Source organism: Microbacterium sp. NPDC057944, from assembly GCF_042887445.1.
GTDB lineage: Bacteria > Actinomycetota > Actinomycetes > Actinomycetales > Microbacteriaceae > Microbacterium > Microbacterium natoriense.
Map to the genome: position 1 here is coordinate 538,523 of NZ_JBHVPJ010000001.1, position 13,039 is coordinate 551,561.

Consider the following 13,039-nt stretch of genomic DNA (forward strand, 5'->3'; position numbering starts at 1 on the left):
GGGGCGTGGCGCTGTTCGCGCCGGAGGCTTTGGTAAGCCTGGCCTAACCTAACACAAACGTTTAGGTCACCCTAACTTCCCCGTAACGCAGAAACCGGCCGGACCCGTGAGGGTCCGGCCGGTTCAGGAAGTCAGCGCGCGCTCAGAGAGCGCGGATGTTCGCCGCCTGCATGCCCTTGGGGCCACGCTCAGCGTCGAATTCGACCTTCTGGTTCTCGCGGAGCTCCTTGAAACCGGAGCCGGCGATAGCCGAGTAGTGGGCGAAGAGGTCGTCCGAGCCGTCATCAGGAGCGATGAAGCCGAAGCCCTTCTCCGCGTTGAACCATTTCACAGTGCCAGTGGCCATGTGTTTCTACTTTCTGTTGAAATGACCGCTTTCGCAGTCTGCGCCGCGGCGGAACATCCACCGCGCGCGCTCCGTCACCGTACCACGCCCGGCTGACAGTCTGCTCGTTCATTCCCCCGGGACGAAGAAGCAGCCCGAGGCGTCCGTGGTCGTGGCCGCCATCAGGTCGTCCATCTCGTCCATCCGGCGCTGCGTCATCACGAAGGTCTGCGGGTCGGACAGGAAGGCGATGAACACCAGACCCGCCCCGCTCGGCGGGTCGAAGCTGTAGCTGCGGCGCAGCATCAACGGGCGTCCGATGTGCGACGGGTGGGCGCGGCGGGCGTGGCTCGCCGCCGGGGTGAGCAGCCTCCCGTCCGCGGTCTTCGCGAACAGGTCGACCTCGTCGTCGGGGCCTCCGCCCGACAGCGGGGCGCCGGTGTCGCGCGAGCGCCCGACGGCCTGCTCCTGCGCAGCCACGGACTGCGCGGTGAACGATGCCGAGATGAGCATGCGGCGGACCACCAGGTGCGTGTCGTGGTGGGCGGCATCCGTCCAGACCCCGGCCTCGCGCAGCTCTGCGGTGCGCGGGTTGACGATCCCGTCGATGAAGCCGGTCGAGGTCCGCGCCGTGCCGTGCGGGGTGGGGGCGTCGCGGTAGCCCGCCTGCTGCCACACGATCCTCGCGCCGAGAGCCGCGACCACCGCGTCCGCGGCATCCCGCGCTCCGGATGCCGTCTCGGCGCACACCTGCACCGCGAGGTCTCCTCCCGTCACGATGGCGGGATCGTCGTGCGCGAACACGGGGAGCTCGGATGCCGCGGCGGCGCGCTCCGGCCACAGCGTGAGCGCGTGCGCCGGGGCGTAGCCCACGGTCACCGTCACCTCGCCGGCATCCGGCGGGGACTCGACGCGCGACGCGGCGGCGACCAGCGCGGGGAGAGCGGCCGGATCCACCCCGTCGAGCGCGAGGACGCGCAGCGCGAGGTGCCGCTGCGGCACGTCGGGGAAGGTGATGCCCGGGCGCCGGTCGGCGTGCGGCGACGGAGATGCGGATGCCGTCGGGGCTCCCTCCGCGGTCGATGCGTCTCCGTCGACCCCGCGCAGCAGCCAACCGGTCGCGCCCGCGGCGACCGCGGTCCCTGCGGCGACGGCGGCCCCGACGAAGAACCCACGGCGGGTGGGCCCCGTTCGCTCGTCAGCCATCCGCGTCCCCGAGCTCCAGCCCGGCCGGTCGCGGAAGCGGCACGTCGTCGGTGAGGAGGATCACGAGGCGCTCGTCGTCTCCGGCATCCATCCGGCGCAGCCGTCCGTCGCCGTCGAGCCAGAGCCTCGTCACCGCGTCGCCCCCGCCGTCGACGCTCGGCAGCCGGAACACCTGCTGCTGCTCGCCGTCCACGTCGACCTCGCCGAGGTGACGCGCATCGGACTGCCGCAGCAGCTGCGCGTTCTCGGGCCGGTCCGCGGCGAGCGCGAAGACCACCGACAGCGCGGGGTCGAGGACGGCCTCGGTCTGCCACTGTCCGTCGACCTGCCGCAGGAACGCCGTGGGCGAGAACGCCACGGTCTCCTCCACGGCCAGCGACGAGGGCCCGCGGAGCATGGCACCCCACGCGACGTGGTCCACCGGATCGAGGGTGACCTCGTACTCGCGGTGATCCACGTCGTCATCCGCAAGCATGCTGATGTGCAGCACGACATCTCCCCGGCTGGCGACCTGGAACCGCGTCTGCGCGAGCATCTCCGACTGCGCGACCGTCAGCGGCTCGCCCTCGTCGGACAACCCGGCCTGGCACCCGGTCAGGAGCAGCACGGACGCCGCGACGGCCGCCACGGCGGCGAGCATCCGCCTCATGACCCCGGCTCCGCCAGAAGATCGGCCGACGGCACGGACACGGCGGTGAGATCGGGCATCTCGACCGTGCGCGGCAGCGTGCGGGGCGTGTCGTCGACGTCGTCGAGTCCGGGGCGCTGGGGCTGCAGGGCGACCTTCGAGAACATGATGCCCGCCGGCCCCGGCGCCTGCGTGAACGAGCCCGGAGCCGTCGCGCATCCGCTCAGCCCCGCGGGAACGGTCGTCGCGGAGGCGTCCAGGGTGAAGCAGTTGTCCGAGCCCGCGGCCCGCCCGTTCGGCGCGAAGGCGACGTCGAGAGCGTTCCCCGCGAACACGTCACCCGCGAGAGAGGTGCCGGTGGGGGCGAAGTCCTCCGACGACGTCACCCACACCCCGGCCGCGCTGTGCCCCGTGATGAGGTTCGCCGTGACGACGGCATCCACCGTCCCGCCGAGTCCGACGCCGACGCCGAACGCGCCGCCCGCCTGCTCCGGCGTCTGCGCCTCGTTGTTGTCGGCGATCACGTTGCCGACGATCTGCACGCCCGCGGTCGGCCCGTGCGCCTCGAGGTAGTTGCTGAGCACGCTGATGCCGATGCGGTTGCGCACGATCCTGTTGCCGGTGATGACGACGCCCGACGCGTTGGCGAGCTCGAGACCCGCGGCGTTCATCGTGATGACGTTGTCCTGCACGAGCGCCGCGCACTGCTCGCACTGGCCCACGTAGATGCCCGAGTCCGAGCCGCCGCTGGCGAGGTTGTCGCGGATCACCCCGTCGGTGCGGTTGAAGGCGTAGATGCCGTACAGGCCGTTGTTGTTCGCCGTGACCCGCTGCACCAGATAGCCGGGCACCGGCGGCGGGCTCTGATCGGGGAGGTAGCCGTCGGGGCCCCGCGCGATGCCCGCGCCGTTCTCGTCGGTGACACCCGTGATGAGAACGCCGTTCTGCAGGAAGTTGCGGACGGTGAGGTTCTCGACCGTGATCCGCTCCCCCGTGCCGACGACGCCGTTGCTGCGGGTGAGCTCGCCGTCGAGGATCACCGCATTGCGGTCCTCACCCCGCACGGTCACGTCGTCGCCGCGCACGTCCAGGCTCTCGGTGTAGGTGCCGGGGGCGATCAGGATGATGCCGCCGTCGGCGACGAGCGCGCCGGCATCCGTCAGCGACGCGTCCTGCGGGACGCGCACGACGTCCTTCTTCTCCTGGGGATCGGGGGACGCTCCGGCCGCGCAGCCGACGAGGGATGCCGCAGCCAGGAGCACTGCCACCAGGACGGGGGCGACTCTCTTCACGTGAGCACGCTACCGGCGAGGACGCGACGCCTCGGGCGACACCCGACCCTATGACCCCCGAAAGGGGTCACAGGCCCTGGACGTCGATCGAGAACTCGCGCCGGCCCGACGTCAGCGGTTGACGAGATCGCCCGCGGCGAGTGAGCGCTGAGCCACCACGGCGGCCTCCGTGCGCGTGCTCACGCCGAGCTTGCGCAGCACCGCCGACACGTGCACGCTCACCGTCTTGACGCTGATGAAGAGCCGCTCGCCGATCTGCCTGTTGCTGAGCCCCTCGGCGATCAGGTCGAGCACCTGGTGCTCTCGCGCGGTCAGCGCATCGGCATCCGACGCCGCACTCGATCCGAGCCCCGCGGCCGCCGCGAAGGCCGCGACGGAGGACTGCAGCTGCACGTGACCGAGCTCCTCGGCGATCTCGGCCGCCCTGCCCAGAAGGGAGGCGGCCTCGACGCGGTCGCCCGCGGAGACGAGCAGGCGCGCGAGCGCGAGTCGGGCGACCGCGCGGAACACGACCGGCACGTCGTCGCCGTCGGCGAGTGCGATCGCCGCGCGGAGACCGGACGTGCTCGGCGCGAGCAGCGCGTCGAGGAGGGCCGACCAGGAGTCGCCCCTGAGCTGCTCGCCCTGCGCATCCCAGGCCGCGCGCACAGCGGCGACGGCGGCCCTCACGTCGACGCCCTGGGCCCGCAGCTCGGCGATGATCCACCCCGACTGCAGCATGAGACGCCGCTGGTGCAGCAGCACGGGGCCGTCGTCGCGGAGCATCGCGAGGATCGCATCGAGCGCGCCGGGGAGATCGCCCCTGCTCTCGGCGACCGCGACCGTCATGACGGTGATGTCGTACCAGATCTGCCGCTCGACGGTGCCCGTCTCCTGGAACGCGGACAGCGACTCGTTCAGCAGCTCGGCAGCCTCCTCGTGCCGCCCGCGCCACGACAGCACCCGCACGCGCGTCATCGTGGTGTACATGCGGAACACCCGCAGCGTGTTCTGCGAGAGCTCGCGGCGGAGCATCTCCTCCACGCGCTCGATCTCGCCGAGCTCGAGCAACGGCACGGCCATGTTCTGCGTCATCACCGAGCCGGAGGTGCGCTCGACGCCGAAGGTGCGCGACCGCGCCAGCCCCTCTTCCGCGAGCGCGACGGCCTCACGGTACCGGCCGAGCAGCGTCAGCAGATCGGAGTAGTTCACGCGGTAGCGCAGCTCGGCCGTCGAGCCCGTGGCGAGGGTGCGGGCGAGCTCGTACTCGCGGGCGCCGACGTCGAGGTCTCCGCCGTGGGCCGAGGAGGCCGCGCGCACGTTCGCGGCGATCGAGGCCTCGTCATCGGACCCCGCGCGGGCCGCGAACTCCCCGGCCTCGACGCCGAGCGCGTACCCGCGGTCGAGGTCGCCGGCGATCATGTACCTGCTCGCGAGGTTGTTGAGGATCGTCGCGCGCAGACGGTCGTCGTCGACCCTCCCGTCGAGCACCGACAGGGATTCGTGCAGCAGGGCGATCGCGCCTGGCCGCCCGAGGTTCATCGTGTAGTACGCCTTGTCGCGCAGCAGCCGCGCGTGCAGACGAGGATCGACGGCGGCCGGATTGAGCTCGCCGAGAGCCACGTTCACGACGGCGAGCGCGCGTTCGCCGTCTCCGGCGTTGCGCAGGATCGACCCCAGCACCAGCAGCAGGTCGAGCCGTTCGATGTGCGCGGCCTCCGCGGCATCCGGAACCTGCGCCCACAGGCCGAGCGCCAGCTCGCCGAACCGCGCCGCACTGGCGAAGGCGAACCGGGCCTTCGCATGGCGCATGGCGTCGACGGCGGCGATCAGCGCCCTTCGATCGTCTTGCGCGAGCTGCCAGTGATACGCGAGAGCCGCGGCATCGGCGCTGTCACTGCCGTCGCACTGCGCCTCCAGCGTCTCGGCGTACGCCCGATGCAGCCGCGCGCGCTCACCGGGGAGGAGGTCGTCGTGCACGGCCTCTCGCAGCAGCGCGTGACGGAAGCGGTAGTCGTCGTCCGCGACCACGAGGATGCCGCTGCGCGTCGCCTCCCGCACGGCCTCGTCGAGCCGGTCGTCGGGCACGGTCGCGAGCTCGACCAGCAGCGGATGGGACAGCGGACGCTCGGCGCCGGACGCCACCTGGACCACGCGGCGGGCGTCGTCGGAGAGGCGGTCGAACCTCGCGAGCAGCAGATCGCGCAGCCCGTCGGGGAGAGGACCCTTCGAGCATCCGGCGATCTCCTCCACGAAGAACGGCACCCCCTCGGCCCGCTCCTGGATGCGGTCGAGAGCCAGCGCGCTCAGGGCATGGCCGGTGATCTGCTCGGCGATCTCCCGCACGGCGTCGATGTCGAGGCGCTCCAGGGAGACGCGCTCGAGGAGGCGCGCCCTGGTGGCCTCGCCGATGAAGCGGCTCACCGCGTCGCCGCGGCGCACGTCGTCGGAGCGGCAGGTCAGCAGAAGGAGGATGCGCCCCCGCCCGAGGGCGCGCAGCAGGAAGGAGAGGATCGCGAGGGTGGATTCATCGGCCCAGTGCAGGTCTTCGACGACGAGAACCTGCGGAGCGCGTTCGGACGCGCACTCGATGAGGCTCGCGATCGCGTCGCGCAGCCGCTCGGGGCTCGTGCTCGCCCTGTCGTCGGACGTGGAGGCGAGCTCGGGCAGAAGCATGCCCAGCGCGTCGGCGCCGGCCCCGACGACCTCGCGCACCCGCTCGACGCCGACCGTCTGCACGATCGAGCGCAGGATGCCGGTGAGCGGACCGTACGGCGAGCGCGCGGCGCCGAGATCGAGGCACCAGCCGACGTGGATGTCGGCCCGGTTCTCGATCTCGTCGGCGAACTCGCGCAGCAGCCGGGACTTGCCGATGCCCGCCTCGCCCTCGACGAGGAGGGCGGTCGGCACCCCGCCGCTCGCGCGCTCGAAGAGCAGGCGCACGTGCGCGAGGTCGGCGTCGCGGCCGACCATCGGAGCGCTCGGAGCGAGAGGGGGCATGGACTCATCGTGCCACTCCCGTCCGACATCCGGGACTGCTGTCGGCAGAACGATCGTCACCGTGCGGCGACCGGCTCGCAGGTCGCCGGCGACGGGCTCTGCGAGCGTGTGCGCGAGCCGGCGGCGAGGCGACCCAGCATCCGACGGATCACGCCCTGCGGGCGGGCGACGATCTGATCGGCGTGCTCGGCGATGAACCGCGCGCGCTCGGCGGAGCGCTCCATCTGCTCCTGCTCGAACCGGGAGATCTGCTGGCTGAGGTACGGGTGCTCGTACATGGGGGTTCTCCTCTGTGGGTGTATGCCTACACTCCGCTCTGAGGCGGGACCCCGGCATCGGGCACCTTCCCTATCTTTCGGACAGGGGGTGCCTAGGCGCGTCCGTCTCCCGAACCGGGGGCGCCCCCGGCCGCGCTCGTGACACGGCGCTGACGCACCCAGGCGCCGATGATGAAGCGCGCGTCGTCGCTCTCGAGATCCACGCCGATCGACTCCGCCGCGCGCGCGAGCCGGTAGTACACGGTCGCGCGGTGCACGCCCAGCCGGTCGGCCAGATCGGCGACCCTGGCGCCGTGCGCGACGTACGCCTCGAACAGGGCGAGGACGTCGGGGGGCGCGTCGGCGAGACGGCGCAGCGGCTCGGGGAGCAGGTGGGCAGGGGGCTCGGCCGCGAGGAGCGTGACGATCGACGCGGCGACCGGATCGGCGGTCCACGAGGCGGACCTGCTCTCGCGCGATCGCGCGACGCGCACGGCGACCAGAGCCTGCTCGTACGACTCCCAGCTCAGCGAGAGCTCGCCCACCGGGGAGCCCACCCCCAGGACCCCCTGGAGCGGCTCGCTCACGTCGGCCGCATCCGTCTCCCTGATGATGGCCGCCACGACGTTCTCCATCGCCTCACGAGTCGGCTCGTTCCGGAAGCCGAGGAGGATCAGCGCCTCGGGCGACGTCGGCACGAAGCTGTACGCGTCGATCATGGGGGTCGTGATCGCCCGGAGCAGCGCCCGCGAGATCACCTCCCTCGACGGAGGGCCGTCCCACGGAGACCACTCGGCGCTCAGGGACAGGCAGAGCGCGACGAAGTGGCGCGAACGGGTGAACATGCCCAGATCGAGGAGCTCGTCCGCGGCCCTCCGACGGCTCGGCTCATCGGGGGCGAGGAGGCCGAGCATCTCCGATTCGACCTCGGCGTTGACCGCCGCGATCGACTGCGAGACGCTGACCAGGAGCGCCCGCAGCGTGTCGGCGGTCTCCAGCACGAGGAACGCCTCGCTCGGGGTGAGCGGCCGGGTGAGGGTGATCCAGAGGAACCCGAGCACCTCGTAGCGGGAGCGCACGGTGATCACCAGCCGCTCGTGCTCCATCCCGAGCCGCGGCTCGACGCCGAGCACCCGCGGGACGAGCTGCGCGTGCAGACGCCACGCCCTCATCTCGCCCACCAGCTCCGGCGCGGGACGACGCGCGGTGAGGGTGTGCAGTCTGGCCGGATCGAGATCGTCGAAGTGCGCGCTGCTGGCGAGCAGGGTCCACTCGGCATCCTCCAGCACCACCGACCGCTGCAGCGCCATCGCCAGCCGGTCGACGGTCTCCTGAACGGCGTCGAACATCGCACCTCCGCTCCCCGACCGGCGGGACGACTCCGATCCTACGCCGCGCTCGACGCCGCCGTCACTCGACGATCCGCCCGCCCTTGAGCACGGCCGCGACGTCGGTGAAGCGCCCGATCTCGTCGAGGTGGGCGCCGGGCACCGCCACCAGATCGGCGAAGCGCCCGGGGGCGACCGCACCGACGTCCGCAGAGCGTCCGAGGCACTCCGCCGCGACGCTCGTCGCCGACTGCAGCGCCTGCATGGGCGTCATGCCCGCCTCCACGAACTCCGGCAGCTGCCCGGCGTTGCGCCCGTGCGGGAAGACGATGGCGTCCGTGCCGTAGGCGATGCGCACCCCGGCCTCGACCGCGAGGCGCACGGCGGCTCGCGCCGACGTCCCGACGCTCGCGGTCTTCTCGCGCACGCCGATCGGATGCTCCTCGCGCTCGGCGTGCTCCTCCACCCAGTTCAGCAGGTAGGTGGTCGGCACGTAGTAGGTGCCGTGCTCGATCATCGCCGACATCGCGGTGTCGCCGAGCATGGTCCCGTGCTCGATCGTGCGGGCGCCGGCGCGGATGGCGCGCAGCGCACCCTCCTCCCCGTGCGCGTGCGCCGCGACGTAGAGGCCGTACAGCGCCGCCTCGTCGACGCAGGCGCGCAGCTCCTCCTCGGTGTACTCGGGCGCACCGGGCACCGTGCCCGAGGCGTACACCGCACCGGTCGCGATGATCTTGATCACATCGGCGCCCCGATGGGCGATGCGGCGCACGGCCGAGCGCACCTCGTCGACGGAGTCGGCGACGCCGAAGCGGAAGGACGTGGGCAGCGGGATGTCGAGGGCGAGGTCCGTGATCTCACCGCCGCCGGAGCTGCACGTGACGTAGGCGCCCGCGCAGACCATGCGGGGCCCCTCGCAGATCCCGGAGTCGATCGCGTCGCGCAGATCGCAGTCGACGAAGGCGCGGAAGCTGCCCACGTCGCGGACGGTCGTGAAGCCCGCGCGCAGCGTCGCCCTGGCGTGGCGCACCCCCAGCAGCGCGTCGCGCGCGGGGGAGCCGGTGAGGTACGGGCTGTAACTGCCGCGCTCCAGCTCGCCGATCAGATGGGTGTGCAGGTCGATCATCCCCGGAGCGACCAGGTGGTCGCTGAGGTCGAGCACATGCTCGCCGGCGTGCCGGGACGGCGACCAGGGCTCGACCGCGGCGATCCTCTCGCCGTCCAGCACGATCGCATGGTCGGCGAGCACCTCTCCGGCGAGCACGTCGGCGACCGCTCCGGCGCGGATCACCCTGATGTCCGTCGCCGCGCTCATCGGACGACCTCCACACCGTCGACCGCGACGAGTCTTCGGCCGAAGCCGATGCGCACGACGATCATCGCGACGGCGACGGCGGCGCCCACGATCGCGAATGCGGCGAAGTAGCCGGTCTCGTTCTCGCCCGGCGCGAACCCCTCGCCGGTCACGCCGGCCGCGGCGATCCCCATGGCGACCGCGAGGTAGTGCACCGAGAGCATCCTGGTCTCGAACCCCGGGGGTGCGACGGCCGTCGCGAGGGAGAGGCCGGAAGGGGAGACGACGACGTCGGAGGCGCCGAAGACGAACACGATGAAGACGAGGACGATGATCGGCGTGAGCCCTCCGGCTCCCGAGGCGACGGCGAGCCACCCCATGCCGATGGCGCATCCGGCGAACGCGACCGCGAACTTCACGGCGAGGGAGGGCTGGCGATCGCCGAGCCGTCCCCACACCGCGGCGAGGATCGGCGCCACGAGGATCGTGCAGAGGGGAGCGATGCCGAGCACCGTGGACGGCGGCAGCTCCACGCCGAACACGACGCGGTCCGTGCTGGCCTCGGAGTGGATCGCCACGGTCGTGTAGAGCTGCTGGTAGAGCATGGCGAACACGCCCGTCGCGACGAAGAACGGGAGGTAGCGGATGACCCGGCCCTTCTGCTCGCGGGTGAGATCGCGGCGCGACAGCAGCTTCACCAACGCTCCGACCGCGAGGACGAGGGCCCCGAGGCCGACGATCGTCGCGGGGTTGAACCCTGCCGCGACACTGCCCACCACCAGCACGATCGCGAGCGCCACCGCCGCGATCGGCCACACGAGGGCCCAGCCGCGGACGCCGGTCACCGGGACGGGCGGCGCCGTCGCCTCGGTGCCGCGTCGGAACGGCAGGTAGATGAGGAGTCCGATCAGGATCGCCACGGCCGACGCGAGGAAGCCGAGTCGGAAGCCGACGGCCGACTGCAGCACGCCGCTGAGGGTGATGCCGATGAGAGCGCCCCCTGCGCTGCCGAGGTAGTAGACCGTGAAACCCGCCTCCCGGTGCGATTCGTGCGCGTCGAGCGTGCCGCCCAGCACCACGCCCTCACTCACCCACATCGAGGCGGCGCCGAACGCGATGGCGATGAGTCCGATCGTGAGCCCGATGGCGCCGGGGACGATCGCGAGGGTCAGGTAGCCGGCGAACGCGAGCACGGCGCCGTAGCGGAGTCCTCGCCCCGCGCCGAGCACGTTGTCGGCGAGCCACCCCATGAAGATGGTGGCGAGGAAGGTCGCGGCGCTCGACGTCGACACGATCGCGATCGCGACGGCCGGCTCGAGAGCCAGGCCCCCCTCGCTCGCGGAGAAGTACACGTAGTAGACGAGGATCGTCTGCATCCCGTAGAAGGAGAGGGCGTCGAAGCCGGCGAAACCCGCCACGGGGAACATGGTGCGAGGCAGGCCGAAGAACGTGCGCCCGACGGGTGGGGCGTCTGTCGTGCTGCTGAGGGTCATTGCGCCTCCATCGGAGCAGTGGTGCCGCCGCGCGGCTTCAGGGTTGTCGAGAGTCAATCCGATCCCCGAGGCGCCGAGGATCCGACAGACGTCGGAATGTCCGGCAGAACCTGCGACACATGTCGCCTCCACCGCCATCATCCACCCGCGACCATGGTCGGATGAGCATCGACGCAGATCTGCCCTTCACCCGAGACGAGTACGCCGATCGCCTGCGACGTCTGCGGGCGGCGATGGCCTCGGCCGACGTCTCCGTGGCGGTCCTCACCGCTCCGGACACGATGGCGTGGCTCACCGGCTACCGCAGCCGGTGGTACCGCCAGCACACGTCGACGTCGATGCCCCCTGCGCAGTGCGTGGTCCTCCACGTCGAGGAGGGCGCCCCCTTCCTCATCGAGGCCGGCTACCACGAGGAGCTCGCCCGCACGACGACCGTGCTCGACGACATCCGCACCCTCTCCACGACGGACGAGACCAGGGAGTCCACCCTCGGCGAGTACGTCGCCTTCCTCGCCGAGCAGCTGCGGCCGTGGGCGGGGAGCCGCGTCGGCATGGAGCGGTGGAGCTGCATCCCGAGTCCTGCCGTCGCCGACGTTGTCGACGAGATGCTCGACGGCCTCGGATGCCGGGTCGTCGACGTGACCCTGCCGTTCCGGGGCGTCCGGCGCCTCAAGAGCCCCGCGGAGATCGGGAAGATCGAGGCGGCGCAGCGCGCGGCGGATGCCGGCATCCGCGCGATCCTCTCCGAGGCGACGCCCGAGACGACCGAGCTCGAGGCCTGGGGCCTCTACTCCCTCGGCATGGTGCGCGCTGGGGGCGAGCCCGCCGTGCTGCACGAGACCGTCGCCGCAGGGTCCTCCGTGTCGGCGCTGCACCGGCTGAGCGGGCACACGCGCCTCGGCTCCGGACCGGTCGTCCACCCCGACATGGCGTCGGCCGTCGACGGCTATCACGCCCGCGCGACCAGGCCCCTGATGTTCGGCGCGCCGTCGGCGGAGCACAGGCGGGAGGTCGCCGTCGCCGCGGGGGCCTACGACATCCTCGCCGAGCACGGCAGGGTCGGCGCCCCCTGGCGCGTGCTGCTCGACGCGCTCCGACGCCACTTCGCCGACAGCGGCGTCGACGGGTCGGGAGCCGGAGGGTACGAGCTCGGCCTCTCCGTCGCTCCGACGGACTGGGTGGGCGAGTTCTGCTGGTCTCTCGGCGATGACAGGGACGACGTGATCGAGGCGGGACTCGTGACGAACTTCGAATCGTGGAACTCCCTGATCCTCGTCGACACGGTCGTGTTCGAGCAGGACGGCCCCCGCTTCCTCTCCTCCCTCCCCCGCGAGATCCTGGAGTTCTCGTGATCGGGGCGCCGTGGATCCGCGAGTTCGAGATGCCCGTCGCGCACGGGAGTCTGCGCGTGCGCGAGTGGGGCGACCCGCACGGTCCGCTGGTGGTGTTCCACCACGGGACCCCGAGCAGCTCGATCGCCGTGCCCGGCGGATGGAGCGGACCGGCATCGGCGGGTGTGCGGCTGTGCTCCTACGACCGCCAGGGCTACGGCGGCTCGCCGACCCTCCCCGGTCGGACGGTCGCGGATGCCGCGGACTGGAGCGCCCGCATCGCCGACGCGTGCGGGGCCGACCGCTTCGCCGTCATGGGCACCTCCGGCGGTGGCCCGCACGCCGTCGCAGCGGCGGCCCTGCTCCCCGACCGGGTGACCGCGCTCTGCGTCGACGTCGGGATCGGCCCGTCCGGGTTCGGCTTCGACGCGTCGACGGGCATGGTGCCGGAGACGCTCGCGGAGATCGACGCGGCACGGCGGGGCGAGACGGCGCTGCGTGCGTACGTGGAGTCGCTCGGCGACGGCGCGGAGGCCCTGAGCGACTGGGTCGAGCGCCTGCCCCCGAGCGACCGCGAGGTGCTCGGCCGCGCAGACGTGCAGCATGAGGAGTCCGTCGAGGCCGACGAATGGGCGGCGCAGGGCGTCGAGGGCTGGATCGAGGACGATCTCGCCCTGTTCGCGCGCGAGTGGTCCTTCGACGCCGCGGCGATCACGGCGCCGACGCTCCTGGTGTACGGCGGAGCGGACGTGCTCGTGCCCTCCGCGCACGGAGAGGCCTGGCTCGCGCTGATCCCCCACGCGGAGCTGCGGATCGTCGCGGGCGGCGGGCACTGGCTGCGCGATCACGAGGTCGGCGCCCTGCGCTGGTGCGCAGCGCAGGGCGCGGCGACTCCCGTCGTCTGAG

11 protein-coding genes are annotated in these 13,039 nt (G+C 72.0%); 2 read left to right on the forward strand and 9 right to left on the reverse strand.

Annotation, left to right across the window (positions count from 1 at the left end):
• Positions 1 to 142: 142 nt before the first annotated feature.
• From ACFVRO_RS02370 to ACFVRO_RS02410, 9 genes are all read right to left on the reverse strand, one after another.
• On the reverse strand, positions 143 to 346 hold the full coding sequence (locus tag ACFVRO_RS02370; RefSeq protein WP_017831237.1) for a cold-shock protein: 204 nt from the start codon (positions 344 to 346) through the stop codon (positions 143 to 145).
• 108 nt (positions 347 to 454) lie between these two features.
• Positions 455 to 1,531, reverse strand: coding sequence for a Dyp-type peroxidase (locus tag ACFVRO_RS02375; RefSeq protein WP_386948823.1), 1,077 nt, complete (start codon positions 1,529 to 1,531; stop codon positions 455 to 457).
• The gene (locus tag ACFVRO_RS02380) at positions 1,524 to 2,180 is read right to left on the reverse strand and encodes a hypothetical protein (RefSeq protein ID WP_386948826.1); all 657 of its coding nucleotides are present in this window, start codon (positions 2,178 to 2,180) and stop codon (positions 1,524 to 1,526) included. Before ACFVRO_RS02380 ends, ACFVRO_RS02375 begins: the two co-directional genes overlap by 8 nt.
• On the reverse strand, positions 2,177 to 3,451 hold the full coding sequence (locus ACFVRO_RS02385) for a right-handed parallel beta-helix repeat-containing protein (protein WP_386948829.1): 1,275 nt from the start codon (positions 3,449 to 3,451) through the stop codon (positions 2,177 to 2,179). The genes ACFVRO_RS02380 and ACFVRO_RS02385 overlap by 4 nt, the downstream gene beginning before the upstream one ends.
• A 111-nt stretch (positions 3,452 to 3,562) precedes the next feature.
• Positions 3,563 to 6,430, reverse strand: coding sequence for an AAA family ATPase (locus ACFVRO_RS02390; RefSeq protein ID WP_386948832.1), 2,868 nt, complete (start codon positions 6,428 to 6,430; stop codon positions 3,563 to 3,565).
• A 56-nt stretch (positions 6,431 to 6,486) separates the two neighbouring features.
• Positions 6,487 to 6,708 carry a hypothetical protein gene (locus tag ACFVRO_RS02395; RefSeq protein ID WP_386948833.1) on the reverse strand — a complete coding sequence of 74 codons (222 nt, stop codon included), beginning with the start codon at positions 6,706 to 6,708 and terminating at the stop codon, positions 6,487 to 6,489.
• Between the two features lie 92 nt (positions 6,709 to 6,800).
• On the reverse strand, positions 6,801 to 8,036 hold the full coding sequence (locus tag ACFVRO_RS02400; protein WP_386948835.1) for a PucR family transcriptional regulator: 1,236 nt from the start codon (positions 8,034 to 8,036) through the stop codon (positions 6,801 to 6,803).
• Between the two features lie 61 nt (positions 8,037 to 8,097).
• Positions 8,098 to 9,330 (reverse strand): amidohydrolase family protein, encoded by a 1,233-nt coding sequence (locus tag ACFVRO_RS02405; RefSeq protein WP_386948837.1) that lies wholly within the window; start codon positions 9,328 to 9,330, stop codon positions 8,098 to 8,100.
• Positions 9,327 to 10,802 carry a peptide MFS transporter gene (locus ACFVRO_RS02410; protein WP_386948840.1) on the reverse strand — a complete coding sequence of 492 codons (1,476 nt, stop codon included), beginning with the start codon at positions 10,800 to 10,802 and terminating at the stop codon, positions 9,327 to 9,329. The genes ACFVRO_RS02405 and ACFVRO_RS02410 overlap by 4 nt, the downstream gene beginning before the upstream one ends.
• Positions 10,803 to 10,963: 161 nt before the next feature.
• On the opposite strand from ACFVRO_RS02410, the gene ACFVRO_RS02415 reads away from it, so the two are divergent.
• Both ACFVRO_RS02415 and ACFVRO_RS02420 read left to right on the forward strand, forming a co-directional pair.
• A complete protein-coding gene (locus ACFVRO_RS02415; RefSeq protein WP_386948842.1) occupies positions 10,964 to 12,154 on the forward strand; it encodes a M24 family metallopeptidase in 1,191 nt (396 codons plus the stop codon).
• On the forward strand, positions 12,151 to 13,038 hold the full coding sequence (locus ACFVRO_RS02420) for an alpha/beta fold hydrolase (RefSeq protein WP_386948845.1): 888 nt from the start codon (positions 12,151 to 12,153) through the stop codon (positions 13,036 to 13,038). The genes ACFVRO_RS02415 and ACFVRO_RS02420 overlap by 4 nt, the downstream gene beginning before the upstream one ends.
• Position 13,039: the final 1 nt, after the last annotated feature.